Annotated in this window: 27 protein-coding genes, 1 tRNA gene and 1 pseudogene; 16 read left to right on the top strand and 13 right to left on the bottom strand. The window is 49.6% G+C overall.

From position 1 onward, the window contains the following. Positions 1-4 precede the first annotated feature (4 nt). Positions 5-1,507 carry a PepSY-associated TM helix domain-containing protein gene (locus EH206_RS08245; RefSeq protein WP_009112319.1) on the top strand — a complete coding sequence of 501 codons (1,503 nt, stop codon included), beginning with the start codon at positions 5-7 and terminating at the stop codon, positions 1,505-1,507. Positions 1,508-1,621: 114 nt separating this feature from the next. Here the strand turns inward: EH206_RS08245 and EH206_RS08240 are convergent, their stop codons facing one another. From EH206_RS08240 to EH206_RS08230, 3 genes are all read right to left on the bottom strand, one after another. Continuing rightward, positions 1,622-3,286: a methyl-accepting chemotaxis protein gene (locus tag EH206_RS08240; RefSeq protein ID WP_009112318.1), complete on the bottom strand. Its 1,665-nt coding sequence runs from the start codon at positions 3,284-3,286 to the stop codon at positions 1,622-1,624. A 571-nt stretch (positions 3,287-3,857) separates the two neighbouring features. After that, positions 3,858-4,124 carry a hypothetical protein gene (locus EH206_RS08235; RefSeq protein ID WP_009112317.1) on the bottom strand — a complete coding sequence of 89 codons (267 nt, stop codon included), beginning with the start codon at positions 4,122-4,124 and terminating at the stop codon, positions 3,858-3,860. A gap of 165 nt (positions 4,125-4,289) precedes the next feature. Next, positions 4,290-4,562: a hypothetical protein gene (locus tag EH206_RS08230; protein WP_009112316.1), complete on the bottom strand. Its 273-nt coding sequence runs from the start codon at positions 4,560-4,562 to the stop codon at positions 4,290-4,292. Positions 4,563-4,777: 215 nt separating this feature from the next. On the opposite strand from EH206_RS08230, the gene EH206_RS08225 reads away from it, so the two are divergent. Both EH206_RS08225 and EH206_RS08220 read left to right on the top strand, forming a co-directional pair. After that, the gene (locus EH206_RS08225) at positions 4,778-4,963 is read left to right on the top strand and encodes a GhoT/OrtT family toxin (protein ID WP_009112315.1); all 186 of its coding nucleotides are present in this window, start codon (positions 4,778-4,780) and stop codon (positions 4,961-4,963) included. 110 nt (positions 4,964-5,073) lie between these two features. Next, positions 5,074-5,340 carry a DksA/TraR family C4-type zinc finger protein gene (locus EH206_RS08220; RefSeq protein WP_009112314.1) on the top strand — a complete coding sequence of 89 codons (267 nt, stop codon included), beginning with the start codon at positions 5,074-5,076 and terminating at the stop codon, positions 5,338-5,340. A 46-nt stretch (positions 5,341-5,386) separates the two neighbouring features. Here EH206_RS08220 and EH206_RS08215 read toward each other — a convergent pair whose 3' ends face one another. Together EH206_RS08215 and EH206_RS08210 are read right to left on the bottom strand one after the other, a co-directional pair. Next, positions 5,387-5,815: a universal stress protein gene (locus EH206_RS08215; RefSeq protein WP_009112313.1), complete on the bottom strand. Its 429-nt coding sequence runs from the start codon at positions 5,813-5,815 to the stop codon at positions 5,387-5,389. 116 nt (positions 5,816-5,931) lie between these two features. Further along, positions 5,932-6,453: an isochorismatase family protein gene (locus EH206_RS08210; RefSeq protein ID WP_009112312.1), complete on the bottom strand. Its 522-nt coding sequence runs from the start codon at positions 6,451-6,453 to the stop codon at positions 5,932-5,934. A gap of 315 nt (positions 6,454-6,768) precedes the next feature. Between EH206_RS08210 and EH206_RS08205 the strand changes: the two genes are divergently transcribed. From EH206_RS08205 to EH206_RS08200, 3 genes are all read left to right on the top strand, one after another. Further along, positions 6,769-7,023: a biofilm development regulator YmgB/AriR family protein gene (locus tag EH206_RS08205; protein WP_009112311.1), complete on the top strand. Its 255-nt coding sequence runs from the start codon at positions 6,769-6,771 to the stop codon at positions 7,021-7,023. 416 nt (positions 7,024-7,439) lie between these two features. Then, the gene (locus EH206_RS23375) at positions 7,440-7,616 is read left to right on the top strand and encodes a YnfU family zinc-binding protein (protein ID WP_232216577.1); all 177 of its coding nucleotides are present in this window, start codon (positions 7,440-7,442) and stop codon (positions 7,614-7,616) included. Positions 7,617-8,186: 570 nt separating this feature from the next. Beyond that, positions 8,187-8,936: a LuxR family transcriptional regulator gene (locus tag EH206_RS08200; RefSeq protein WP_009112310.1), complete on the top strand. Its 750-nt coding sequence runs from the start codon at positions 8,187-8,189 to the stop codon at positions 8,934-8,936. Here EH206_RS08200 and EH206_RS08195 read toward each other — a convergent pair. Together EH206_RS08195 and EH206_RS08185 are read right to left on the bottom strand one after the other, a co-directional pair. Beyond that, positions 8,908-9,540, bottom strand: a complete 633-nt coding sequence (locus EH206_RS08195; protein WP_009112309.1) for an acyl-homoserine-lactone synthase — start codon at positions 9,538-9,540, stop codon at positions 8,908-8,910. The two genes, EH206_RS08200 and EH206_RS08195, sit on opposite strands and share 29 nt — an antisense overlap. A 295-nt stretch (positions 9,541-9,835) precedes the next feature. Beyond that, positions 9,836-9,923 (bottom strand) — tRNA-Ser (locus EH206_RS08185). 224 nt (positions 9,924-10,147) lie between these two features. On the opposite strand from EH206_RS08185, the gene yccA reads away from it, so the two are divergent. After that, the gene (gene yccA, locus EH206_RS08180; protein WP_009112308.1) at positions 10,148-10,807 is read left to right on the top strand and encodes an FtsH protease modulator YccA; all 660 of its coding nucleotides are present in this window, start codon (positions 10,148-10,150) and stop codon (positions 10,805-10,807) included. 61 nt (positions 10,808-10,868) lie between these two features. Here yccA and EH206_RS08175 read toward each other — a convergent pair. Next, positions 10,869-12,086, bottom strand: a pseudogene (locus EH206_RS08175) (IS4 family transposase). Positions 12,087-12,277: 191 nt separating this feature from the next. Between EH206_RS08175 and tusE the strand changes: the two are divergent. Further along, positions 12,278-12,607 carry a sulfurtransferase TusE gene (gene tusE / locus EH206_RS08170; RefSeq protein WP_009112307.1) on the top strand — a complete coding sequence of 110 codons (330 nt, stop codon included), beginning with the start codon at positions 12,278-12,280 and terminating at the stop codon, positions 12,605-12,607. A gap of 3 nt (positions 12,608-12,610) precedes the next feature. Here the strand turns inward: tusE and yccX are convergent, their stop codons facing one another. Beyond that, positions 12,611-12,889 (bottom strand): acylphosphatase, encoded by a 279-nt coding sequence (gene yccX, locus EH206_RS08165; protein WP_009112306.1) that lies wholly within the window; start codon positions 12,887-12,889, stop codon positions 12,611-12,613. 197 nt (positions 12,890-13,086) lie between these two features. Between yccX and hspQ the strand changes: the two genes are divergently transcribed. Continuing rightward, positions 13,087-13,395: a heat shock protein HspQ gene (hspQ, locus tag EH206_RS08160; RefSeq protein ID WP_009112305.1), complete on the top strand. Its 309-nt coding sequence runs from the start codon at positions 13,087-13,089 to the stop codon at positions 13,393-13,395. 71 nt (positions 13,396-13,466) lie between these two features. On the opposite strand, the gene EH206_RS08155 is transcribed toward hspQ, so the two are convergent. Then, positions 13,467-13,880, bottom strand: coding sequence for a CoA-binding protein (locus tag EH206_RS08155; RefSeq protein ID WP_009112304.1), 414 nt, complete (start codon positions 13,878-13,880; stop codon positions 13,467-13,469). 234 nt (positions 13,881-14,114) lie between these two features. Here EH206_RS08155 and EH206_RS08150 point away from each other — a divergent pair, with 234 nt between their 5' ends. Next, positions 14,115-14,573: a methylglyoxal synthase gene (locus EH206_RS08150; protein WP_009112303.1), complete on the top strand. Its 459-nt coding sequence runs from the start codon at positions 14,115-14,117 to the stop codon at positions 14,571-14,573. Positions 14,574-14,617: 44 nt separating this feature from the next. Here the strand turns inward: EH206_RS08150 and helD are convergent, their stop codons facing one another. Beyond that, entirely contained in the window at positions 14,618-16,672 is a 2,055-nt protein-coding gene (helD, locus tag EH206_RS08145; RefSeq protein WP_009112302.1) for a DNA helicase IV, read from the bottom strand. A gap of 169 nt (positions 16,673-16,841) precedes the next feature. On the opposite strand from helD, the gene EH206_RS08140 reads away from it, so the two are divergent. Together EH206_RS08140 and yccS are read left to right on the top strand one after the other, a co-directional pair. Next, positions 16,842-17,288, top strand: a complete 447-nt coding sequence (locus tag EH206_RS08140) for a YccF domain-containing protein (RefSeq protein ID WP_009112301.1) — start codon at positions 16,842-16,844, stop codon at positions 17,286-17,288. 20 nt (positions 17,289-17,308) lie between these two features. Then, a complete protein-coding gene (yccS, locus tag EH206_RS08135) occupies positions 17,309-19,444 on the top strand; it encodes a YccS family putative transporter (protein ID WP_009112300.1) in 2,136 nt (711 codons plus the stop codon). A gap of 27 nt (positions 19,445-19,471) precedes the next feature. On the opposite strand, the gene EH206_RS08130 is transcribed toward yccS, so the two are convergent. Continuing rightward, complete coding sequence (locus tag EH206_RS08130) at positions 19,472-20,098, bottom strand: TfoX/Sxy family DNA transformation protein (RefSeq protein ID WP_009112299.1); 627 nt, start codon at positions 20,096-20,098, stop codon at positions 19,472-19,474. Between the two features lie 222 nt (positions 20,099-20,320). Between EH206_RS08130 and sulA the strand changes: the two genes are divergently transcribed. Together sulA and ompA are read left to right on the top strand one after the other, a co-directional pair. After that, the gene (gene sulA, locus EH206_RS08125) at positions 20,321-20,827 is read left to right on the top strand and encodes an SOS-induced cell division inhibitor SulA (RefSeq protein WP_009112298.1); all 507 of its coding nucleotides are present in this window, start codon (positions 20,321-20,323) and stop codon (positions 20,825-20,827) included. Between the two features lie 362 nt (positions 20,828-21,189). After that, entirely contained in the window at positions 21,190-22,239 is a 1,050-nt protein-coding gene (gene ompA, locus EH206_RS08120; RefSeq protein WP_009112297.1) for a porin OmpA, read from the top strand. A gap of 69 nt (positions 22,240-22,308) precedes the next feature. Here the strand turns inward: ompA and matP are convergent, their stop codons facing one another. Further along, entirely contained in the window at positions 22,309-22,770 is a 462-nt protein-coding gene (matP, locus tag EH206_RS08115) for a macrodomain Ter protein MatP (RefSeq protein WP_009112296.1), read from the bottom strand. A gap of 210 nt (positions 22,771-22,980) precedes the next feature. Here matP and EH206_RS08110 point away from each other — a divergent pair, with 210 nt between their 5' ends. Together EH206_RS08110 and fabA are read left to right on the top strand one after the other, a co-directional pair. Then, entirely contained in the window at positions 22,981-24,708 is a 1,728-nt protein-coding gene (locus EH206_RS08110) for an AAA family ATPase (RefSeq protein ID WP_040343758.1), read from the top strand. 91 nt (positions 24,709-24,799) lie between these two features. Then, positions 24,800-25,318, top strand: a complete 519-nt coding sequence (gene fabA, locus EH206_RS08105; RefSeq protein WP_009112294.1) for a bifunctional 3-hydroxydecanoyl-ACP dehydratase/trans-2-decenoyl-ACP isomerase — start codon at positions 24,800-24,802, stop codon at positions 25,316-25,318. Positions 25,319-25,323 lie beyond the last annotated feature (5 nt).

Here is a 25,323-nt window from a genome sequence, read left to right as displayed (position 1 = left end):
TTTTATGCCGCATTCCAAAACTCAGGCATCCCCCCACGCGGCTGCGTTATCCGGGATAATGCCGTCAGATGCCGTATCACCGCGCGTCGCGATGATCGCCTTATTTATCCGTCTTCATTTTTATATCGGTATTTTTGTCGGGCCTTTTATTTTCATTGCCGCGCTTACCGGTACGCTATATGTGCTGACGCCGCAAATTGAAAACCGGCTTTACGCGCATCAGCTTTTTACGCAAAGTCATGGCGCGCCCCAACCGCTGGAAGCGCAGATCCTGGCCGCCCAGTCGGTACTGGGGCATCACCATCAGGCGCGATTAACCGCCCTGCGCCCCGCGCCCGCGCCCGGCGAAACCACCCGGGTTATGTTTGCCTCCCCTGAACTGGGGCCATCGGAAAGCCGGGCTATTTTTATCGATCCCGTATCGCTGGAAATTCGCGGCGATGAAACCGTCTATGGCACCAGCGGTATCCTGCCTTTCCGTACCTGGCTTGATTACCTGCATCGGGGATTATTACTCGGTGATATCGGACGAAGTTACAGTGAACTTGCCGCCTCCTGGCTATGGGTTGCGGCGTTGGGCGGGGTGTTAATCTGGGGAGCAACCCGGCATTCGACGACCACGGACAGACGGCGTAATAAAAAAGCGCCTCGGACGCCGGCGGCGCAAAAGCGGCGTTTGCGCCGCCGGCATACCGGCATGGGGCTATGCCTGCTACTTGGACTGCTGTTTTTCTCCGCTACCGGCCTGACCTGGTCAAAATGGGCCGGCAGCAATATTTCGCTGGCGCGCAGCCTGCTAGGCTGGCAAACCCCGGCGCTCCAAACCCAGCTTATCAGCGAACCCATGACGCTACCGGCCCATCACCATGGCGCCGATAGCCACCCGATGCCCGCGGATGAGCACGCGGAACATCACGCTCCGATGCCGATGCCTCATGCCGTCGATAATCCCCCTGAAATGTTTGATCGGGTATGGACCCTAGCCAGAGAGGCGGGTATCGACGCCCAAAAAATCGAAATCAAACCCGCGGCCAGACCCGGTCAGGCGTGGACAGTTTCAGAAATTGACCGCGCCTGGCCGACACAGGTTGATGCGGTTGCCATTAATCCCGCGACGCTGGAGATCGTCGACAAAACGGATTTCACCACCTTTCCGCTGGCCGCCAAACTGACCCGCTGGGGGGTTGATGCCCATATGGGCGTATTGTTCGGTTTACCGAATCAGATTCTATTGGCCGCTTTCGGCCTTGGCCTCTGTGCCATGATTGTCTGGGGATACCGGATGTGGTGGCTGCGACGGCCACGGCATAGGGGCGGCAATAATCCGCTTAACACGCTCACCGGCGCGTTCCTGCAGGTGCGTTTTTTCTCCAGGGTGCTGCTGGCAGTCATCAGTTGCCTGCTGGCGGTATGCTTGCCGGTGATGGGCGTCAGTTTGCTGCTCTTTATATTGATTGACGTCATTCGCTGGCAGCGGAGTCGGACGGTAGCGTCAAAAGGCGCTTGATTAAAAAGCGTTTAAACGCCGTCGGTGAGCGCCTTAAAGGCGGCAGGCAGGAAAAACCCGCCATTGGATTATGCAATGGCGGTCAGTAATGGTAAGGAATAATGCCGAATTAGCTTAAAACGCCGCCCAATCCGCCAGTTCCCCCGCTTTCTTCTCTTTAACGGGAGCGCTCTCTTCCGGAGAAGGAAGAACCGCCGTTGCCGCTTTTCTGCCTGATACCGCTCCCATATACGCCGCACCCAGTTTAAACACGCTGACCGTTTGGGTGAGGCTATGCGCCTGATCCTGTAGAGAGAGCGCCGCCGCGGCAGACTCTTCAACTAATGCCGCGTTTTGCTGAGTCGTGGTGTCAATCTGCCCCACGGCCAGGTTAATCTGGTTAATGCCGTCGCTCTGTTCACGACTCGCCTGAGCAATTTCACTGATGATACCGTTAACGCCCTGAACATTGCTTACCAGTGAATTCATCGTAACGCCGGTTTCCTCTACCAGCCCCATACCGTCCTGAACCTTTTTGAAGGAATCATCAATCAATTCTTTAATCTCTTTGGCGGCGGTAGCGCTTCTTTGTGCCAAAGCGCGAACCTCGCTGGCGACGACGGCGAATCCCCGCCCCTGCTCGCCCGCCCGAGCCGCTTCTACCGCGGCATTCAATGCCAGGATATTCGTCTGAAAAGCGATACCGTCAATCACGCCGATAATTTCGGCCATACGCTGCGACGAATCCCGGATGCCGCGCATCTCCTGCGTCACCTTCTGCATCATTGCGCCGCTTTTTTTCACGGTTTCCGAGGTGTCCGCGGCCAGTTCGGTGGCCTGCAGCGTATTGTCGGCGGTATTTTTTATCGTTGATGTCAACTGTTCCATCGACGACGCCGTTTCCTCCAGCGAACTGGCCTGCTCCTCCGTTCTGGCGGAAAGATCCTGGTTACCGGCCGCAATCTGCGATGCCGCGCTTGAAATCGTCTCCGCACCGTCCCGCACCTGGCTGACGATTTGCCGCAGGCTGGTATTCATATTCTGCAACGCCGTCAGCAACATCCCGGCTTCGTCTTTACGGGTGATGTGGATTTGCGAGGTTAAATCGCCTTTGGCGACATTCTCCGCAATAACCAATGCCTCCTGTATCGGATACGTAACGCTGCGGGTGATCAGCGAGGCAATAATCAGCCCGGCGATGATGCTGGCAATGATGACGATTGCCATAAGGGTCCGGGTTTCCCGGTAGCTATCGGCGACATCCTGCGCCGACGCCGCCATTTTGGCATCTTGCGATTCAATCAACTCGGCGATCTTATCCTTATACTTCTGCTGGACGACGCGGGTAACATCGAAATACTCAGCCGTTGCGCCGGCCAAGTCGCCCGCAACCGCAAACCCCGACAGCTTATTGGCCGAGGCGAGGAAGTCACTGCGGATGTCTCCGATAGAACTCAATATCGCCAGCGACCTAGCGTCATCCACATGTTTGTGCAGATACTCCATTAATTGGGATACTTTTACTGAACTTGCTTTGGTAAGTGCCAATTGCTGGTTAACTTCTGCTTCTGACTTCAGCAATAGCAGCAACTGTTGATTATTGAGAAAAGCATTTAACTCATCAATCAGCTGATTGCTTGTCACCGTCAATGGATAATCCCGCTTGACAATATCATCCATTTTATTGTTAAAATCAGTCAGCTTAATTATTGCAACGCTACCCACAATCAGAAGCATTAAAACCAGGAAAGAAAACCCCGCCCCTAATCGATATCCTATACGCCAGTTGGATAAACTCATTAAAATCTCCTTTATTCATCCTTTCCATCTGTATTTGGAACAATGGCCGCCACTCGGTCTTATGCAAGACCGAGCAAAATATAACCAACCCCCAAACACCGATAGTTCCAATTTACTTATCATATTTAAAAAAGATATGAACCCTGGATAGAGTATTTATTAAGCAATGATAAACCTAAAGAACACGCCAAGATGCTATACCGTTAAACAACGCTTGTAACGGTGAAAACAGGAAGCGGGGCCGGCCAGAGCAAACTGCCAATCTCCATAATCCTAATGTCACCCAAAAGTGTATCGGCACGCTGACAATAATCTTTATATCTCTCCCGGCTATATTCCATTGCTCGCATATCTATTTAATCGATCGGTTTTTTATAACTTACCCATTTACAAGATAGATGAGGTTATTAAATGAAAATAAAAGAGGAAATAATAAATCGTAGATTTATTAATAACTAAAAAAATTTTTGTCTGATGAGACATATAATTCTGAAATCAAAATTCAAAAGGGGGGAATATTATTCAAAGATAAAAAAGAATGACATAATGATCTATGTCATTCTTTTTTATGTCAGGCGATTAAAGTCAAGTATGTTTTTTTCCAATGAGCTTCGCATTCCATACGGGCATTAGGAATATAATGTGATTTTAAACGCCAGTATGGATTATCAATACCCCAGGTAACCACGGCGACATCATGAGAAAAGACGGTCTGCTGAGTATAGATAACGGCAAAATATCCTTCTTTATAGTCACTCTTATAGATCTCATACCGATGAAGTCTAACATTATCATCTTGTACAAAAACCAGCGTTTCTTTAAGAGTTCCCATTAACATAATTGCCTCCCCAAATGATATGAATAATCATTATCGGCAAAAATGCAGGAAACCTTACTGATCGATATCGCAGATTTTGCCGTTAGCTAACGGCAAATAGCATTGCTATATCACAACCCATTAACACCATGATTGTCATGACATAACATGCTATAAAGATAGGCGCTATTTTTTTCTGGACGAGCCTTTGGTCTTGTCTTTAAGTAATGCTCTGATTTTCTTTATTTCTTTCTGAGTCAACCGGTCCGCAACCTCCTCTACGGTATGCTGATTATCGACCGTTGCCGGCGTGGGCGCTTTGTTATCCTCATCAAAACTTCGCTGCAGCCGTGCGGTCACTTCAGCACTGATTGAAATCTCATGTTCCAGTGCCGCGGCTTTAATCTTCTCTTTCAAATCCAAGGGGATTTTCAACGACAGGCTAGATATCTCACTCATTTTATTACCTTTCTCATAGAATAAAATACCAAGCTATGATAGTCCTCAGACAATGTCTATAGCGTAACAAAAATTTAATATTTTCGTCATGTGAGCGCCGGCGGCGGAGCGGTATCTATTTTCAAATTCCGCTTCTCCCAAACTCCGGGTTAAATAATTGATCATGAAATACTAACGGCATAGAATACCGCCGCATAAGAAAAAAGGAAATAAACGTGCCGCATCAACCCCTGTGGGAGTTAATCAAACTCATTTACTTCATCGGTTTTACTATTTCATTAGTGGTTACGTTTCTGCTAAGCAAAGATAAGTCGCTGACTATTCGTCTCCTGGCATCTTTGCTGATAGGGCTAACCTGGCCGCTGAGCTTTCCCGTCGTTTTGCTGTTCTCTATTTTCTAGCCGCGGCGCGATCGCCGAAGATAATTTGCTCCACGCCTGGTCGTACGGCCTTGAATCGGCCAAAATACCCCCAATACTAAGCAAAGATTCACTCTTCTCTGGAGGTAATCATGGCGAGTGGCTGGGCAAATGACGGGGCGGTTCAGGATCAAATCGACGCTACCGTGGATGATGCCGTCGCACATGCCCGTAGTCAGTTAAATAATGGGGAAAGCGCGCGGTACTGTGATGAATGTGGCGTTCAAATTCCGCAGGCCCGTCGCAAGGCCTTATCCGGCGTGCGATATTGCATCCAGTGTCAGGAAGAAATCGATAAAAAAAACCTGCGGAATAGCGGTTATAACCGGCGCGGGAGTAAAGACAGCCAACTGAGATAACCCACCGGCTTATTCCAGGTAACGGGAATAAGCCGCATGGTACTGCCTAGCGAACAACCAACACGGATGTTTTAGCATGCCGCACAATAGCCGCGGCATTCGATCCAAGAAGATAGGTTTTGACATCGGGCCGACGTGAGCCCACGACGATCAGGTCGGCATTGATTTCCTCAGCCAACTGCAGCACTTCATCTCTTGGCGTACCAAAACTCACGCTGAATGACAAACGGGATGAAGGAAGATCGATAGTTTCAGCAAGGGCTTTCAGTTTGTCATTGGCTTTAACTACCGCCTCATTTTCAAACTCTTTTATGCCGAAAGAATACGCGGATAAGAATGCCGATGCATCCGGAAGCGCATGAAAAAGATGCACCGTCGCCCCGGATATTTTTGCCAGCCTTACCACATGGATAAGCGCGTTGCTTGTCAATTCGTCTTCTTCAATATCAACCGGCACTAAAATGATTGTATACATGATAGCTCCTTACATAGGTGAACCATTATACAAAAGAGTAGCTCGCCCTACCGGCAAGTAACATGATCTCGTTCACCTTAGTGCGTTAAGGTCCAGCAAAGTCGCACGCGTATTGCTTAACCGCCTTGCCAGGACGTCAAAATTTCCCGGGTTGTTTTCACACGGATGGCGTTATCAGGAATGATGAAATCGCGCCATACATCATTATAGTGGGCGATCAATTGCTCTGCCCGCAAAGCGCCACGATCGGCGGTAGTATGGGCGTCAGACGCGATAGTCAGCGCATAGCCGCGGCTGGCGCCATTTTTAACCGTCGCGTCGACGCAATAGTCAGTCGCACATCCACAAACCGTCAGGTGGTTGGCGCCCAACTCTGCGAGCAGGTCGGCAAACGATGTGCGATAAAATGCATCACAGGCCGTTTTGCTAACAAACAGGCTCCCTTGCGGCTGATTCAATTCAGGCAATATCTGCCAGCCTTTACTCCCCGCCGGCATCTCTTTTCCCTCATGCAGGATAAAAACGGTACGCTGCGCGGCAGCTGAAAGCTGGTTGATCCGGGAAACAATCAGTTCCTTATGGTAACGCCGCGTCTCAAACACGGCATTTTGCATATCAATAACTACCAGAACCGGCACCTTCTCACCTCTTACAAAATATCGGATTATCTACGATTTATCATATCCATTAAGCGGCAGGTACGCTCATCGGCAACTGTAATAAGGTAAAAATCACCCACTACATAATTATCATGCCGGTTTTTCAGGTTTACTGAGATTGGTTTATCTGCCGCTATTTATTTTTTATACTTCCTGGCGTTATGCGCAATAGTGAACTAGAGTAATAGTATCGTGCTGCAACAGGCGAGCGGTTGTCATTTTTTATTCAAAAAATTTCATCCACATTGACTTAACCATATTATATGCCTCATTTAATTTGAAAAGGAGAAATAAATGCATACAGATTCTCCACAGACTGATAAAGATACTTCTGATTATTATAAAACCGCAGTTCCAATGAGTAAGATGGAGTTACTTGGAAATATCGTCGATGAAATAATCCATTCTGGTCATGCAGTTACCAACAAATCCATCATTTCAAAGTTAGTTAGCAAGATTGAGAACGAAACCAATATAGACGCTTTGGACAGCTACCGCGCCCTGTTGGAACGGGTCGTCCATAAGACGCAGGATGATTTTCTGGTCTAATCAGAGCACCACGGAAGGATGCTCTGACTCTGAATAACGATTTGAAAAACAACCCAGCAGGCGATTCACTTTTATCCTTGATTAATTCATCCGTTTTTAACGAACCCGGTTAGGCTATTTACAACCAATGCTTTCACCTACCTTGCATCACGATTAAAATCAAAAGCATAAACTGATCAAGAGAAATATTTTATATTTCCTTGAACAGTTCAGTCGGGAATCTCCTTTTCGAGCGCCTCTTGCTTTTAGTATTTCTCATTGTAAAAATCGGAATAACCATAAAAAACAGACAATACGCTAAATAAGCGGCATTGATTAGATTAAATGCGCTGCATTTCGGACAAAAAAACAAAATTTCATCATTAAAACATATTAAGTGTTAGAATGTTTACCCATACATCGAATTGGTGAAAGATATGTCTATCTTTGATGCCCTAAAAACCTTCAGCAGCACATCCGTTAACGTCGCGTGCCCGGAATGTTCTTTTGCTACTATGCAATTAAGGAGCAAAATACGTAATAACACCACCCTTATCTGCCCCAAGTGCGGTCACTTTTTTCTGCCAAGGGAGCCCCGTGCCAAAAAGGCATAAGCAATGTTGCGCTCTATCCGCAAAACCAACGTCGCCATACGACTTGCAGGTAGCCGTCGGGCGAAAAATTTCCCAACAGCCGATTCAATGAGCTGCCGCATGCGCCGAAAATCTCTTTAGCTGATACCCGCCACTCTATGATGTTAATTTATCTGCAAAATGTGAGTACGCCGATCGCGGACTGCGCTTGGGTTAATGACTCACATTGAGTAAGCTCTTCCTGTTCAGCAATTTTGGCTTTGAGGCAACGCATTTCCAGCGTCTGATCGGATAGATTCGCTTAACAACATGTTCACTGAATGGATAGGATTAGCGGATCCAGTTGTGTAGAATGTGAATACCGGCCATCGGTAACTTTTTTATATGTCCCGTCTGGCCGGAAAGTTTTTCCCTGGTGTTGGCCGTATTGGCAACCTGACCGTCGCGGTCAGGTTTTTTTTCTCCAACACAGCGAGATTTATTATATATAGCGAATCAAGATCCGTAATCTGTACTTAAGTACCCACCTGCCCTAGACTTTAGTACAGTTCCCTATACCTCCAGGGGAAATTGGACCTTCAGGGAGCCAGTATGTTTTCAGTTTTTGTTAAAAATCAGATAGTAATAGATACACTCAGAGACTATATCGACAGAAAACTGTCCCTGCCCGGCAGTTCGAAGTACGCCTATACGGTCGTCAGCAAAAAAAATCCGTCAGAAATTCTTATAATTTCCAATTATCCTGACGAATGGGTCGAACTCTACCGGCTCAATAATTTCCAGCTCATCGATCCGGTTATCCTCACTGCCTTTAAGCGCTCTTCGGCCTTCGCATGGGATGAAAATATCACGCTGATGTCCGATCTGAAGTTCACCAAAATCTTTTCTCTATCCCGTCAGTACAACATCGTCAACGGCTTTACCTTTGTGCTACACGACCATTTCAACAATCTGTCTTTGTTGTCTGTCATTATTGGCAACCGCGAACAGGGGGAGCTGGAAGAGTATCTCTCTTCCGAACGAGGGGTTTTGCAAACGTTACTGATTGATATTAACGAGCAGATGTACCGGCTTGCCCGCTCTGCATCATCCGACAGGCAACAGAATGACGAAAGCAAGAATAAAGCCATCTTTACCCCGCGCGAAAATGAGGTACTTTACTGGGCCAGTATGGGAAAAACCTACGCGGATATTGCGGCAATCGCAGGTATCTCCGTCAGTACGGTAAAGTTTCACATGGGAAATGTCGTCATCAAGCTGGGCGTCAGCAACGCCCGTCAGGCCATCCGATTAGGCGTTGAACTGGATCTGATTATGCCGGCAGCGACAGCGGCCAGGTGATAACGGACAAGGACGAACATCCGGGCAAGGCGACGAATCCGGATGCCATCCTTTCCTGGTCTTCAGAACCGGTCGGGAGATACACCAGGTAGATGCGCTCACGCTCATTGAGAAACGCCTCTTTGAGCGGCCTGATCTGCCAACCCGAACGCTTCAGGATAGTCAGCATCGGCCGGCTCACAATGGTGTGAATAGCGCTGCGCTCATGGCGCCGGGCCCAGTTGATCATGGCGAGAAACAGCGCCTGGCTTACCGGATAACGTAAGCCAGGCAACTGCCGTGCGCGAGTCTTGTCGACAAAAAACCGGCTTGATTCAACGCCTGAGACCGGTAACGTTACGTCGCCGAAACATTCCTGGAAAGTGTGAGTTATCATATTCGGCCGGTCAAGACCGGTAAAACGCACGCTACAAATCAGCTGCCCTTCACACAGTCCAAGTATATAGCGCGTGGCGGGATTATCGAACTCATCGAATTCCATATCGTAACTGCACACCACATCCCATCCGAGACGATCGCTGAAGGTTTTTTTCCTCAGCCGGTAAAGCTCATCAGAGTGCTTACCAGTCAGCTCATCATAGCTAACGTCAAATAGTTCAAGCATTCCATAACCCTTTTATTTTTCATATATTGCGACGGATATTCTACAATATTTTTTAACTATCTGGGTTAAACTGGGTCATTATTGTCTGCATCCATAAGGATTTCTGATTACGGGGAAAACAGCAGAGATAAACAGCTATTCAGGGGGCATAAAATAGAAGGTCAGGTATGATTTACGACCGGAAAAAAAGGCGACCGACGCCGGATAGCCCGCCAATCAGGAAAGGTGTTCTACGATGCTATTCAAGCAACGCAAAAAGAAAACGGGCTAGCTTTCGCTAACCCGTTGAATTTGTTGGCGGAGGAGTAGAGATTCGAACTCTAGAACGCTTTCGCGTCGCCGGTTTTCAAGACCGGTGCCTTCAACCACTCGGCCACTCCTCCGCAATGACGCGCACTATAAACAGAGTGCTGAGTCTTGTAAAGCATCATTGCGTTCAATCGCCTGAAAAATAATCTCTTATGATTCAAGCGGACGCAAAAGCGCCATAACGTTCATTAATATAGCGATTTACAGCGTAAAGAAGGGTAAAACACCTTTAATAACGTACGGTAACTATTTACTCTTTGAGGTTGGATATGGCCCCCTTAAAGAGAGAGTCGCTGATATGGATCGTATTGTTGCTTCATCAACCCGCGAAAGCTCGTTGCTCAGCACCCATAAAGTGCTGCGTAATACCTATTTCCTGCTATCGCTGACATTAGGCTTTTCCGCCGTCACCGCCACGGCCAGTACGGTGCTTAATCTGCCGGCGCCTGGATTGCTGTTAATGCTGGTCGGCTTTTATGGCTTGATGTTTCTGACCCACAAGCTGGCAAATAGTCCCGCCGGCATTCTGGCGGCCTTTGCGCTGACAGGCTTTATGGGCTACACGCTGGGCCCGCTATTAAGCACGCTGATATCTTCCGGCGCGGGCGACATTATCATGCTCGCCCTTGGCGGCACGGCGCTGGTCTTTTTCTGCTGTTCGGCCTATGTATTAACCACACGCAAAGATATGTCTTTCCTGTCCGGTATGTTGATGACCGGTTTCGTGGTACTGGTGGTCGCGGTTATTGCCAACCTGTTCCTGCAAATCCCCGCGCTGCATCTGGCTATCAGCTCGCTGTTTATTCTGTTTTCTGCCGGTGCGATTCTCTGGGAAACCAGCAACATCATTCATGGCGGTGAAACCAACTACATTCGGGCTACCGTCGGCCTGTATGTGTCGATATATAATATTTTCGTCAGCCTGTTAAGCATTCTGGGCATTATGCGTAACGATTGACCATCGCCCGTTATCAAGCTCAGGCCTCGCTTATGCGCTGAGGGATCCCCACAAATCAGCGCTAATAAACCAACACCTTATTTCGGTAGGTTTTGGCGAGGTGGCTAAGAACAGTGCTCAGCACCGTTCGTCTTAGTATTAGCGGAGAGTGTCGCAGGACATTTTCCGCTAACGTCAGATACGAAATTACCCGCCGCGATTTAATGCTGTTGGCCTGGTATCGCAGGTGTAATCCTTTATTTTCAACATGGTAGCCTATCAGCCACAAGACTATTGTGCTGAGTGTCGCTAGCAGACTCAGGACCAGAAGACGCCCTGCTGAACGGCTGTAACTGACACGTAAACCGAACCCGAAACGCTCACTCTTTTCATCCCGGAAGTTTTGTTCTATCTGCATCCGACGACTGTATAATTTCATGACTTCACGCGGCTTAAAGTCATCTGCGCTACTGAATATCAGCCAGGGCTCTTTTGCCGCTTTTCGGGCATCCCGAACCTGCGATTTACGATGGATACGACACCGGGAATGTTTATGTTTACGCTTCCGGGAAGGTTTTTTGTGAAGATAAAAGTGTCCGTTACAGCGTGCTGTATTCTGTACGCCCCAACGTACCAGGTCCGAGATATACCGGCCGAGTGCCTGATTTAATAAGAGGATTTTTTTCTTCTTTTATATCAGTGACATCATGCCAGCATTCACCTGTTTTCTGGAGACTGAACTTTACCCTGCCCCGGATACGACCAATAAAATCCCAGCCCAGCGATTTTACATGACTGAACCAGGCATTCTGAAAGCCAGCATCCGTGACGATGAGTACTCTGGACTTCGGGTTTACTGCTTCGGCAAGCGTATCAAGAAACGCTTTTTGGATTTTTGCATGCTGCTGTTTTTCTGAAGGAACTATCCAGCTCAGCAGAGGGAGTGAGCGTCCGTCGCAAATCAGGCTGGCGCGGAGAACATGATATTCCTGAGACGGATAGCCACTCCAGTCAACAGCAATGACACACAGAGATAACTGACATGTCAGCATCGAAATAATGTTTTTAAAAATCAGAGGAATGTCATGCTGAAGTGATTCATTACCCAGTAGACGATCCACACGTTTAATTTTATTTTTAACCTGGGCGTACCCAGGTAAAAAACGCCCGATGCTGGTCAGCGTCAATGATGCGCCGTTAATTAGTACAACAGTGGCGTCCAGCAGAGCATTTTGTCGGTATTTGTGAAACGGCGCTAAGGCATCCGGAAGAAATTCTGACATACTTTACGAGCAGGCATAGAGGTGATCTCATTGAATTTGTTGCACAATCAGTAGATCACAAAACTCTATGCCTGTCTTTTATCACCTGCCCATTACTGGGGATCCCTCAGCGCTTATGCGGGGCCTTTGTTTTATTGCCCCATATTCTTTTCTTGGCCGAAGAAATTTTTGTTAAACTGGCGCGAAGTCATATTGTATTTGAGGAAATATGTTGGAGTTTGAAGGCCGTATCATTGAAACGGATGCGCAAGGATATCTGATGGAGAGCACCGCCTGGAGCGAAGCGCTGGCCGCGGTATTGGCCGAGCGGGAAGGTATTAAACTGACCGATGCGCACTGGGAGGTGCTTCGATTTGTGCGGGCGTTTTATCTGGAATTCAATACTTCACCGGCCATTCGCATGTTGGTGAAAGCGATGGCGAAAAAATACGGTGAAGAAAAAGGCAATAGCCGTTATCTGTATCGGCTGTTCCCCAAAGGCCCCGCCAAGCAAGCGACCAAGATTGCGGGCCTACCCAAGCCGGTCAAATGCATATAGCATTTAGTAGCGGATGCTGAAACCTTTATAATCGAACTTGCCGTGCGGCTCGGTGAAAACTTTTTCAACGCTGGCACTGCGCGGGCCGCCTTGCTTCAACCATTCGACCAATTGTTCAACCGCCTGATGTTCCCCGCAGGCGATAACCTGCACGCTGCCGTCGTTACTATTACGAACATAACCGCTAAGGCCAAGCTGCGCGGCGCGATGCTGGGTGCTGTAACGAAAACCAACCCCTTGAACCACACCATAAACATGGGCGGCAATAGATACTGTCGGCATTCTCCCTCCCTCTCTTATGTAAAGCAGCCATTCACCAACCTGCCTGATAGCATCTTCTGAAAAATGGCGCCATGCTATTATTATAGTATTCTGCCGTTGCATACCGGGCAAAAAACAAGCTTATCCGCCGCCTCCTCTACTTGAAAAAAAACCACAGCCCCCCATTTAGAGTATGTTGGTGATTGTCAGGAGGTTATATGATCGTCTGTAAATTTGGCATCGGGCAACAGATTCGTCATAAGCTGCTGGGGTATCCGGGCGTGGTAATCGATATCGATCCCGAATATTCATTGGAAGCTCCCGCATGGGAGGAACTGGATGCTCAGGACAGACTGCGTACGGCCCCTTGGTATCATGTGGTAATGGAGGATGGCGCAGGGCGGCCTATTCATACCTATCTGGCAGAAGCCCAGTTGATCAAGGAAGAATCCTACCGTGGCGATCATCCCTCATTGGATGAATTGGCTAAAGCCATCCAGAACCGTGCGCCGCAACTGCGCCACTGATTTGCGCCGGCATGGCTGGTCAGGCAGCATTTACCCGTTGCGACGCTAACGGCGTTAAATATCGCGGGCGCTTATTTCTCCAAGCCCAAACGGGGAATTTCAATTTTAGGGCAACGGTCCATGACCACCAGCAAGCCGGCATCTTTTGCCAGATCAGCGGCCGGTTCATTTATTACCCCGAGCTGTAACCATAACACTTTAGCCCCGATGGCTATCGCCTCTTGGGCGATGTCATAAGCCGCTTCCGGCTGACGAAACACATCAACCATATCAACAGGATGGGGAATGTCACCCAAACTGGCATAAGCTTTTTGCCCTTGCAACGTCTGCCCCGCCAGTTTCGGACTTACCGGTATCACCTCATAACCTTGCTCAAGCAGATAGGCCATGACCCCGTAACTTGGCCGGGTCGTTTTCTCGCTGGCCCCGACAAGCGCAATGGTTTTTACGGTTTTAAGTACGGACTCGATATCGCTGTCTTTCATCATGTTCTGCCTCTTTTACGCCACTCCCTATAGTGTATCCTATATCTCACTCCAGCGAGAGGGCGTCCCCCCAATACCCATCACGCCGGCAAAGCGGTGGTTTTACGCGCAGTAATCGCGCATTTCCGGCGGCTGTTCGCATTTTTTCTTTTTATCGCTTTGCACTGAAACAGGGTTTCCGTAATCTGTCTTGCCATATCGACAGCTTTACCCTACCGACTGAAGGACGTAACCATGGAGTACACCACCCGCACCATTGCTGCGCATAAACATATCGCTTTGGTCGCACACGATCACTGTAAGCAATCGCTGTTGAACTGGGTCGATGCCAATAAAACCGTGCTTGGCGAGCATAAGCTTTATGCGACAGGGACAACCGGCAATCTGATCCAGATAAAAACCGGCCTTCCCGTCAAGAGCATGCTGAGCGGGCCGATGGGGGGCGACCAACAGGTCGGTGCGCTGATCTCCGAAGGGAAAATAGATTTGATGATTTTCTTTTGGGATCCGCTCAACGCCGTGCCGCACGATCCGGATGTTAAAGCGCTGCTGCGGCTGGCCACGGTCTGGAATATTCCGGTCGCGACCAACCGTTCGACGGCTGACTTTCTCATCAACTCGGCGCTGTTCAGACAACCTGTAGAAATCGCCATCCCCGACTATCAGCGCTATCTTCAGGAACGGTTAAAATAACGCCTTTTCGCAGCGGCTGGCCGGCGGATCATCGCCGCCCTGTCTCAGGGTTTGCGCTGCGATGGCACCCCCAGCTTGCGCAGCTGTTCGATGAATACCGATGGATTTTTACTATCCTGCAATAACCAGACCCGATGCCTGGCTCTGGTTAACGCCACATACAGCAAACGACGCTCTTCCGCATCAGGAAAGTCCTCAGTCTCGGGCAATAGCACCTGTTCAAGAACGGACTCGCGCGCGGGGGCGGGGAAACCATCCTTACCGTCGTGCAGACCGACGATAATCACATATTCCGCCTGCTGGCCTTTACTGGCATGAACCGTCATAAAGTCGATAGGCAAATTCGGCCATTTTGTCGCCGCTTTCTGCAACACCTCAGGGCGTAAATGGTGATAACGGGCCAAAAGCAACACCCGCTCGTCTGGCTTAACGAAACCGCTTAATTTATCCAGCAACGGTTCCAACTGTTCCTGAGAAAGAATCGTTACCGCCTTTTTATCCCCTTTACTCAGGCTATTAAGCGGTTTTTTCAACTGATAAGGATTTTGCTGAATAAACTGGTTGGCGATTTCGCCGATACGCTCATTGAAGCGATAGGTCGTATCCAGCGCGCACTGTTCACTAACGCCGAAATTTTGTTCAAATGCGGTTGTCAGCGACAGTTCCGCCCCGCTGAAGCGATAGATGGCCTGCCAGTCATCTCCCACGGCAAACAGGCATGTTCTGCTGTTTTGCCTGCGCAGTGCGGATAACAGACGGGCGCGCTGGGGGGAGATATCCTGAAACTCATCCACCAGTATATGTTTCCACGGGCTGATAAAACGCCCGTTATCCAGCAGGTTGACCGCCTGATGGATCAAGCCGGAGAAGTCTACGGCATTTTCATCTTTCAACGCCTTCTTCCAGGCTTTCAATAAGGGCGACATCAGCCGGATCCGCTGCTGAAACGAAGGACGAAGCGCTTCCGGCGCCTGTTCAATCATCTCGCTCTGGCTGCCGCCGTGCATGCGCATCAAACCAATCCAACGCTCCAGGCGACCGGCCAGGCGTTCGGCCAATGCCGGATCGCGCCAGAAGTCGCCTTCGGGAATCGGCCACGCTAGTTCCTCCGTCAGCCATTGCCGCCAGCCTTTGGCCTGCGTCTTTTTCTCCGCGCACTGTTGCTGCCAGTTGCGTATCAGTAATTCGCGGCGCTTTTTACCATTGCTTTCCAACTGGCTAATCTGGGGAATTTTACGGCTGGACTGCTCAATGATATGCAACGCCAGGGCATGAAACGTTTTCGCCTGAATATCTTCCGTGTGCAGCCGGGCATGAATACGCTCATTCATTTCTTCCGCCGCTTTGCGCCCAAATGCCAGCAGCAAAATCTGTTCGGGAACGGCGTCCCCGCGATGCATCAACCAGGCGGCACGCGCCACCAGCACCGACGTTTTACCACTGCCGGCGCCGGCCAGCACCAGGACGGCATCTTCACCATTCATCACCGCCTTACACTGGGCGACGTTCAACGCCGTCGCTTCTACCGACAGAAAAAATTCCTGTTGTGACACCAGCGTGCGCTCCATCCATTGCTGATTGCACTCCGTACGTTTTCCGGCTCCGTGGTCAAGCCATTGCCGGCAAAGCTGATAGTTATCCCGGCAAATTTCAAATGATTCCAGCCGGGCGACCGGCAGCGGAAGCGAGGCCAGCGTAGCGCGGATATTCTGCTGCAACCGCTCCAGCGCCTTACGATCGAACCAGTCGTCCTGCTGTTCCAGCGTATGGATTTCGTTGGCCTGTTTTTGCAACACCTCGGCGCTTACCAGGCTCATTTCCTCGCTCCACGCCTGCCAGGATTTAATCAAATAACGGTAAAACGCCTGCGTTTCCTGCCATTCCGTTCCATGTAAGCGCACAACTTTGCCGGCAGCCAATTCAAACTCCAGTTCTCCCCATACCAACCCTCTTTTACAATGAATATCGAGCAGTTGGTTGAACGGGAGAACGTATTCATGTCTATCGCCGCTCACTTCGACGCCCGCATTAAGCATCCTCACCCGGTTATAAGGGTGCTGCGCCAAATGTCTACCTAAAGCTGTTGATTTAAGTTCCATTATCTTTGCGCCATGAATATTGTGAGATTTTTATCGTCCATCGCCCTAGTTTACCCGCTATCCGCATTTAGTCTCCAGCCCTAAAAACAGGGTAGGATATCTTGCCAGTTAATGTAATAATTCGTTTATCATCATAGAGTTTGGTCGTTCCGGGAATACAGGAGTACCTATGCGCACCGTATTGAATATCCTTAATTTCGTGCTGGGAGGTTTTTTCACCACCTTATCCTGGCTTCTCGCTACGGCGGTCAGCGTCCTGCTGATCTTCACGCTGCCGCTGACGCGCTCATGCTGGGAGATCACCAAGCTGTCGTTGCTGCCCTATGGCAACGAGGCCGTTCACGTTGACGAACTACGCCCGGATGGCAAGAATGTTATTTTAAATACCGGCGGCGCCGTGCTAAACATCTTCTGGTTTATTTTCTTTGGCTGGTGGCTATGCCTGTCGCATATCGTTACGGGCATTGCGCAATGTATCACCATCATCGGCATTCCGGTTGGCATCGCCAACTTTAAAATCGCCGCCATCGCGCTGTGGCCGGTCGGTCGCCGCGTGGTATCGGTTGAGATGGCCCAGGCCGCCAGAGAAGAAAACGCCCGTCGCCACTATCGTTAACTGAGCCTGAGGATATATCGTTGCTCGCATTCACGCCCGGGATCCGCCGCTATATCTATAACAGCGGCTGGCTGTATAACATCCGTATATTTATCTCGCTTGCCGGCGCGTCGGCCGTTCCCTGGTGGATCGATCAGCCGACGGCGACAATCCCGCTAACGCTGGGCGTGGTTGCCGCCGCGCTGGCCGATCTCGACGATAGCCTGACCGGGCGCCTGCGCAACCTGTTTATTACCCTGCTCTGCTTCTTTATCGCCTCTGTTTCGATAGAGCTGCTATTCCCCTATCCCTGGTTATTCGGCATCGGCCTTGCGCTCTCCACCTGGGGTTTTATCCTGCTCGGCGCCTTGGGACAACGTTATGCCACCATCGCCTTCGGCGCTCTGCTGATCGCGGTATATACCATGCTGGGAATTTCGCTTTACGACACCTGGTATCAACAGCCCGTCATGCTGCTGATAGGCGCATTATGGTACAACCTGCTCACCTTGTTCGGACACCTGATCTTCCCGATCCGCCCGCTACAGGAGAACCTGGCGCAGTGTTATCAGCAGCTTGCGCGCTATCTCGACGCCAAAGCCAATCTGTTCGATCCCGATGCTGAAGAAGAGTCGGACGAACCGCTGATTGAAGTCACCATGATCAACAGCCAGGTGGTGGCGACCCTGAACCAGACCAAAGCGTCATTGCTGACGCGCCTGCGGGGCGATCGCGGCCAGCGAAGCACCCGTCGCACGCTGCACTACTACTTCGTCGCGCAGGACATTCATGAACGAGCCAGCTCCTCACATGTCAATTACCCGCACCTGCGGGAAAAATTCCGCTACAGCGACGTACTGTTTCGTTTTCAGCGCTTGCTCTCAATGCAGGCCCGCGCCTGCCAGCAACTGGCGCAGTCAATTTTATTTCATAATAAATATCAGCATGATAGCCGTATTGAACGTGCATTCGTCTATCTTGAATCAGCGCTGGCGCGTATTGCGGCAAGCCAGGGTTCCGATGCTTCGCAAATCAAAGCGTTACAGTACCTACTGAATAATTTGCGGGCCATCGACGCGCAGTTGGCGACCATTGAATCGGAACAAACCATCGAACAGGAAAACAATCCGGAAAATACGCTGGCGGATGACAAGATTACCGGTTGGAGCGATATTCGTCTGAGGTTCGGTCGCCATCTGACGCCGCAATCGGCGCTGTTTCGCCATGCGGTACGCATGTCGGTGTTGCTTTGCAGCGGCTATGCCTTTATTCAGATTACCGGCATGCAGCATGGGTATTGGATCCTGCTGACGAGCCTGTTTGTTTGTCAGCCCAACTATAATGCAACGCGACGGCGGCTGGCCCTGAGAATCATCGGTACGCTGACCGGCATTTTGCTCGGCCTGCCTATTTTATACTTCGTTCCCTCCCTTGAAGGGCAGCTGACGCTCATCGTAATTAGCGGCGTGCTGTTTTTTGCTTTTCGCCACGTACAGTATGCCCATGCCACCATGTTTATTACGCTATTGGTACTGCTGTGTTTCAATCTGCTGGGTGAAGGTTTTGAGGTTGCGGCGCCGCGCGTTATCGATACCCTGCTCGGGTGCGCCATCGCCTGGGCGGCGGTAAGCTTTATCTGGCCGGACTGGCGCTTTCGCGGGCTACCTGCCGTTATCAATAAAACGCTGGATGCCAATTGCCGATATCTTGCCGCGGTTATGGCGCAATACCGCCAGGGTAAAGATAATAGTCTGGCATACCGCATTGCCCGCCGGGATGCTCACAACTGCGATGCGGAATTAGCGTCCGTGGTTTCCAACATGTCGTCGGAACCGCATCTCATCAAACAAAAAATGGACAGTGCTTTTCGCTTAATGTGCCTTAATCACACCTTGCTAAGTTATATCTCCACGTTAGGCGCGCATCGAGAAAAAATTTCGTCGGCGGAAATTCTTAAATTACTTGATGATACCGTTGGTTACGTTGACGATGCGTTGCATCATCAGGAGATGGAAAACCCGCGTATAAACCAGGAATTGAATGCTATAACCGACCGCATCCAATCCCTGTCGCCGGAACCAGACAGCAAAGCGCTATTGGTTATTCAGCAGATTGGCCTACTCATTGAACTCTTACCCAAACTTACTCAATTGAAAAATGAGATGATTAAGCAGTAAAAAAAGTCAACGAATAAGCGCTGTGCCTCAACGATCGTGCCCTTTAGGCGAGGATGACGCATGACGCTCGTACCATTCCAGCAGCTCTTTGCGGATGCCTTTCGGCAATGCCGCCTGATGCGTACCACATATCGCACCGGCAAGCGCCAGCAATATATTGACGCTCAGATTGGCTCTGACTTCCCGCAATTTCAGATAGCTGGTTTTAGCGCCATATTGCTGTAGCTCATCGATGTTCTTTATGCCCGCCTTCCATAGCAGACGTTCAAGATCGTGATTGAGATTGGGTAAATCCTTCAAGCGCCCGCATCGGTTCTGGGCCGCTTTATCATATTGCGCGCCCGCCAGGGACATACCGGCAAAGTGCAACAACTGCGCATGGTTTTCCCATAGGGACTCATCGACAAGATAATAATTCAATGGAAATGGCATTCCGCGCTTGGTATAAACCAGATGGGGCATATTGCGATCGCGAAAATGCTTCTCATCGTTCTTGCTGGCGCGTAGATAGAGCTCGCCCCCCGACACCACCCCAAAAATAATTTTATTTGCTGCGATGCTGTAACCGCCAAATTGGGAGCGCGAGGTGATCTCCCCCAAAGACGCAAAATGACATTTAGACTGTAAAATCCTTTTTTCGCTTAACTGTTTCATTACCGTAATCCTTAGTATTGAAATAATCTGTCCCTGTCAGATTGGACTATCAATTACAGGAACATGTAATTAATCACAGGGCAAAGGCAGCTTCAAACATAAAATGGGTCTGTTGAGCGTTGCATGCTGAATATGCGAAGCGCTTTGAAAAAATCAGGTTGATTTTCACCCACACAAAAGATACTGTATATGCATACAGCAACACTATGGGTGGATCTCATTATGCGTACTCAGTCACTCAATTCTTACAACGATCAGTCGTCGCCATTTTCCGCTAACCAATCAGCTACGGCGTCTTCTTTGTCTGGCGGTGGAATGATCAGCGAAATTGTTTACAACGCCGATCAACCCATAGTCACCTATATACTGCTGCCGCTCTTGCAACAGTTGGGTGCACAATCACGCTGGCTGCTTTGGCTGTCTCCCCAACAGAAGCTTAGCCGCCCCTGGTTACAGCAGTCTGGGCTGCCGCTGGATAAAATCGTTCAGCTAAATCATATCAACCCCCTATTGACGGTTGATGCCATGGAAAAAGCTTTGCTGACGGGAAATTATAGTGCGGTGCTGTGCTGGCTACCCGACGATCTGACGGAAAAAGAGAAGGTAAGATTGCGCCAGGCAGCCCTGTCAGGAAACTCTTATGGCTTTATCATGCGTCCGGAAAACACGAATTTTGGCCCCTATAGACTGCTTCCCAGCCTGAAAATTCACTCAACATTGTATCATTAAGTAAATTAAGAATATTCTCATCCGGTTTGGCGTAAAATTAGAATATTACCCGGCAACGCTGGCATTCCGGGGGGTTCTGATATTTCCATTCAAAAATAAAACCGGTCATATCTGTCAAAATCATCTACTATTTGTTAGTAAATGTGTATGAAGCGTTAATTTTTCTATGATGCTCATCACATCATACTTGTAAGTTTCTCATCACGTTGTAGACTTTAACACGCTGGAGTTGCTCTTTTATAATGCCAATCTACTTGGCAGTGAGTAATAAATAAGAGCAAGGTCTCCTGTTAAAGGATTTTAACCAAAGGTCTATTAACCACCCGCGTTAATTGCCGATTTGGATGATAATGAGGCGTAAAATGAAAAAAACAGCTATCGCAATTGCAGTGGCACTGGCGGGCTTCGCTACCGTAGCTCAAGCCGCACCTAAAGATAATACCTGGTATACCGGTGGTAAACTGGGCTGGTCCCAGTACCACGATACCTCTCTGTATGGCAATGGTTATCGAGTAAGCAACAACCCGGATGAAAGTCAACTGGGTGCTGGTGCGTTCCTCGGTTACCAAGCCAATCAATATTTAGGCTTTGAACTGGGTTATGACTGGCTGGGCCGTATGAAATATACCGGCACTTACCACGGCGACTATAGAGCGCAAGGCGTTCAACTGTCAGCTAAACTGAGCTATCCGGTCGCCACCGATCTGGACGTTTATACCCGTCTGGGTGGTTTTATTTGGCGTGTCGATAGCAGTGATGACCTCGGTCACAGCAACAACGACACCGGCGTATCTCCGCTGGCTGCCGCTGGTTTGGAATATGCCATCGACAAAAACTGGGCAACTCGTCTGGAATACCAATGGGTTAACAACATCGGCGACGCAGCTACCGTTGGCGGTCGTCCTGACAATGGCCTGTTGAGCGTTGGTGTTTCTTACCGCTTCGGTCAAGATGACAACTACGTAGCTCCGGCTCCGGCACCGGCTCCGGCGCCGGTGGTTGAAACCAAGCGTTTCACCCTGAAGTCTGACGTACTGTTCAACTTCAACAAATCCACGCTGAAAGCGGAAGGCCAGCAATCACTGGATCAACTGTACTCTCAGTTGAGTTCTCTGGATCCGAAAGACGGCTCTGTTGTCGTTCTGGGCTTCACCGACCGTATTGGTTCCGACCAGTACAACCAGGCGCTGTCTGAAAAACGCGCACAAAGCGTTGTCGATTACCTGGTTTCCAAAGGTATCCCGGCAGACAAAATCTCCGCTCGCGGCCACGGTGAAGCAAACCCGGTTACCGGTTCTACCTGCGACAACGTGACACCACGCGCTGCGCTGATCGACTGCCTGGCACCGGATCGCCGTGTAGAAATCGAAGTTAAAGGCATCAAAGACGTGGTAACTCAGCCTCAGGCTTAATTGTTATCGCTGAAAAAAAACCTCGCTTCGGCGAGGTTTTTTTATTTATAAACAAATAACCGTATTTAACTAGTCGCTTTTTTCTTTATTCAGAATCGCCTTGAGATCCTGTTTCAACAGCGACATCTGGCTGGCGTATTTCTCTTTATGCTCGGCGTCCTCAATCAGTTGCACAATGGTGTCCGATAGCGTGCTTCCCCGCCTTTGCGCCAGTCCCGCCAGACGTTGCCAGACAAGATACTCCAAATCGATCGATTTCTTACGGGTATGCTGATGCTCCGCATCAAAATGACGTTTACGCCGCGCACGAATAGTTTGCTTCATGCGGTTTTCCAGTGCTGGATTCATACACTGTTCGATCCATTCCAATACCTTAACCGGCTGATTTTCCAGTTTCAGCAGTAAACTCACCGACTCCTCAGCAGCGCTAAGCTCCAGGAAACGGGTAATCTGCTCACCTTCCCGGTACTTCTTCACCAGATATTTCCACTTCCAACCGCACTCAAGATTTTCTAATTGTTGATATTTCATATTTATGTCTTCAGTGACCGTGTAACGTTGACCTTAGCATAGCAGTTTTTTTCCGGCTTTCACTACCCTTGCCGCTATTTTTAAGGCTGTTTTTTACCCAAATAAGGCTAATTGAGTCCGATCATTTTTTATCATATGACGCTCCACATGTGCAGCCCGCATTATTCTTGTATAATCACGCTTTTCCTTCAGACGATTACATTTGACACTTTGACCAGTAACCAACTCGCATGGCAGCATTTACTGCCCAACCATACGCCTTATCAAACGTTATTCAATCAGGCCGCACAGCTTACTTCTGCTGAATTTTCCGCTATCCAACCGCGTTTGGCCGACAGTTTGATGCTTTTTTGCCACCCGCGCGCGCCTGCGCGCTTTATGCTGCTGAAGGCACAGGAGAATAACGAATACATAGCGCTGATTGAACGTGCCGTGAAAGCCATCCGACCTGAATCCGACTCGTTGTACGGTAGTAAATACATCATAGAAGGCGGTGATATTCAGATACGGCCGGCAACCCAGGCTAGCGACAATTTTGCCTCACAGAGCACCTGTTGCAGTCAGGAATGGGTTGAAGCAGAGCAATTATTTGGATGTGTGCGTTATTTTCGCGATGAGGTCACCCTCCATCCAGGGTTGATCCATCAGGCAAACGGCGGCACGCTGATCCTTTCCGCCAGGGCATTACTGGCACAGCCGTTAATGTGGTTACGCCTGAAACAAATTATTGTCGAAGGGGTATATCGCTGGCTTTCCCCGGATGAGCGCAAACCGCTGCCTGTCGATATTCCGCCAATGCCGATGGATATTCGCTTAATCATTCTCGGCGATCGGGAAAGCTTAGGTGATATCCATGACATGGAGCCGGAATTAGGCGGGGTGTCCGTATACGGTGAATTTGAAACACAGCTACAGCTGATTGAAAGCGACGATATGGCGCGTTGGTGCGCTTATATCAACTCACTGTGTATGGAAAATAATCTGCCTTTGCTGACTGCCGATGCATGGCCTGAATTCTTTAAGCTGGCCGTGCGTTACAGCGGCGATCAGGGCTGCCTGCCATTATGCCCGCTATGGCTGACCCACCAGCTTAAGCACGCCGCGCTATATACGCAAAGTCAGGAAATCAATGCTCAGACACTTATCGACGCGGTAACGGCCCGCCGCTGGCGCGAAGGTTATCTGCGAGAACGTATGCAGGATGAAATTGAACTGGGCCAAATCCTGATTGAAACGGATGGGTATGTTATCGGGCAGGTCAACGGGCTTTCCGTACTGGAATATCCTGGTTATCCGCTGACGTTTGGCGAACCGACCCGCATCAGTTGTGTGGTCCATCCCGGTGACGGCGAATTCACCGATGTTGAGCGCAAAGCTGAACTTGGCGGAAATCTGCATGCCAAAGGCATGATGATTATGCAGGCGTTCCTGATATCCGAGTTAGAACTTGACCAACAGCTTCCTTTCTCCGCCTCCATTGTTTTTGAACAATCCTATGGCGAAGTTGACGGCGATAGCGCTTCGCTGGCGGAACTGAGCGCGCTGATCAGCGCTCTCGCCTTGCAGCCGATTAATCAGCAGATTGCCGTAACCGGTTCGGTTGATCAATTCGGTCATGTTCAACCTATCGGCGGGGTGAATGAAAAAATTGAAGGCTTCTTTGAAGTTTGCCAGCGTCGCGGTTTAACCGGTCAACAGGGTGTAATACTACCTGCGGCCAATCTGCGTCACTTATGTCTGCAAGAAGACGTCGTAGCCGCCGTTCGTGAAGGTCAATTCCATCTTTTCCCGGTGGAAAACGCGCCGGAGGCGATATCATTACTGACAAATCTGGCTTATGACGATACTCGCCAGCCCAATTTGCTGGCCGCCATCCGTGAAAGAATCGGACAACTCAACCCGCAGGAACGACGGCGTTTCCCGTGGTTTTTCCGTTAAGCAAACTGGTTTAACCAGACGTAACGGGCTTGCTCGGCGTACATCTGTACGCTAACCTGCGTGCTTCACTAAAACAAGGCTTACAGAGAACATGGTAGATAAACGCGAATCCTATACAAAAGAAGACCTTCTTGCCTCCAGCCGCGGTGAACTGTTTGGCCCGCAAGGACCACAGCTGCCGGCGCCCAATATGCTGATGATGGACCGGGTGGTAAAAATGACCGAAGACGGCGGTAATCACGGCAAAGGCTATGTGGAAGCGGAACTGGATATCAACCCTGAGCAGTGGTTCTTTGGTTGCCATTTTATCGGCGATCCCGTAATGCCTGGCTGCCTTGGTCTGGATGCCATGTGGCAGTTGGTCGGCTTCTATCTGGGTTGGCTGGGCGGCGAAGGAAAAGGACGCGCCTTAGGCGTGGGTGAAGTAAAATTCACCGGGCAGGTTTTGCCCAGCGCTAAAAAAGTCACCTACCGTATTCATTTCAAACGCGTCATCAACCGCCGCCTGGTTATGGGCATCGCCGATGGTGAAGTATTGGTAGACGACCACTTAATCTATACGGCAAATGAACTGAAGGTCGGCTTGTTCAAAGATACAAGCGCCTTCTGATCGTA

This window comes from Brenneria nigrifluens DSM 30175 = ATCC 13028 (assembly GCF_005484965.1).
Taxonomy (GTDB): Bacteria; Pseudomonadota; Gammaproteobacteria; order Enterobacterales; family Enterobacteriaceae; genus Brenneria; species Brenneria nigrifluens.
This window is presented reverse-complemented; position numbering and strand designations above follow the sequence as displayed.

Bases quoted from the DNA above. Each gene is read 5' to 3' on its own strand.
- matP (WP_009112296.1), bottom strand. From the start codon at position 22,770: ATGAAATATCAACAATTAGAAAATCTTGAGTGCGGTTGGAAGTGGAAA.
- sulA (WP_009112298.1), top strand. From the start codon at position 20,321: ATGCGTACTCAGTCACTCAATTCTTACAACGATCAGTCGTCGCCATTT.
- EH206_RS08215 (WP_009112313.1), bottom strand. From the start codon at position 5,815: ATGTATACAATCATTTTAGTGCCGGTTGATATTGAAGAAGACGAATTG.
- EH206_RS08235 (WP_009112317.1), bottom strand. From the start codon at position 4,124: ATGTTAATGGGAACTCTTAAAGAAACGCTGGTTTTTGTACAAGATGAT.
- EH206_RS08200 (WP_009112310.1), top strand. From the start codon at position 8,187: ATGTTTTCAGTTTTTGTTAAAAATCAGATAGTAATAGATACACTCAGA.
- EH206_RS08195 (WP_009112309.1), bottom strand. From the start codon at position 9,540: ATGCTTGAACTATTTGACGTTAGCTATGATGAGCTGACTGGTAAGCAC.
- hspQ (WP_009112305.1), top strand. From the start codon at position 13,087: ATGATCGTCTGTAAATTTGGCATCGGGCAACAGATTCGTCATAAGCTG.
- tusE (WP_009112307.1), top strand. From the start codon at position 12,278: ATGTTGGAGTTTGAAGGCCGTATCATTGAAACGGATGCGCAAGGATAT.
- EH206_RS08155 (WP_009112304.1), bottom strand. From the start codon at position 13,880: ATGAAAGACAGCGATATCGAGTCCGTACTTAAAACCGTAAAAACCATT.
- EH206_RS08245 (WP_009112319.1), top strand. From the start codon at position 5: ATGCCGCATTCCAAAACTCAGGCATCCCCCCACGCGGCTGCGTTATCC.
- fabA (WP_009112294.1), top strand. From the start codon at position 24,800: ATGGTAGATAAACGCGAATCCTATACAAAAGAAGACCTTCTTGCCTCC.
- yccA (WP_009112308.1), top strand. From the start codon at position 10,148: ATGGATCGTATTGTTGCTTCATCAACCCGCGAAAGCTCGTTGCTCAGC.
- EH206_RS23375 (WP_232216577.1), top strand. From the start codon at position 7,440: ATGTCTATCTTTGATGCCCTAAAAACCTTCAGCAGCACATCCGTTAAC.
- yccX (WP_009112306.1), bottom strand. From the start codon at position 12,889: ATGCCGACAGTATCTATTGCCGCCCATGTTTATGGTGTGGTTCAAGGG.
- EH206_RS08140 (WP_009112301.1), top strand. From the start codon at position 16,842: ATGCGCACCGTATTGAATATCCTTAATTTCGTGCTGGGAGGTTTTTTC.
- EH206_RS08150 (WP_009112303.1), top strand. From the start codon at position 14,115: ATGGAGTACACCACCCGCACCATTGCTGCGCATAAACATATCGCTTTG.
- EH206_RS08230 (WP_009112316.1), bottom strand. From the start codon at position 4,562: ATGAGTGAGATATCTAGCCTGTCGTTGAAAATCCCCTTGGATTTGAAA.
- EH206_RS08130 (WP_009112299.1), bottom strand. From the start codon at position 20,098: ATGAAACAGTTAAGCGAAAAAAGGATTTTACAGTCTAAATGTCATTTT.
- EH206_RS08240 (WP_009112318.1), bottom strand. From the start codon at position 3,286: ATGAGTTTATCCAACTGGCGTATAGGATATCGATTAGGGGCGGGGTTT.
- EH206_RS08205 (WP_009112311.1), top strand. From the start codon at position 6,769: ATGCATACAGATTCTCCACAGACTGATAAAGATACTTCTGATTATTAT.
- helD (WP_009112302.1), bottom strand. From the start codon at position 16,672: ATGGAACTTAAATCAACAGCTTTAGGTAGACATTTGGCGCAGCACCCT.
- EH206_RS08220 (WP_009112314.1), top strand. From the start codon at position 5,074: ATGGCGAGTGGCTGGGCAAATGACGGGGCGGTTCAGGATCAAATCGAC.
- ompA (WP_009112297.1), top strand. From the start codon at position 21,190: ATGAAAAAAACAGCTATCGCAATTGCAGTGGCACTGGCGGGCTTCGCT.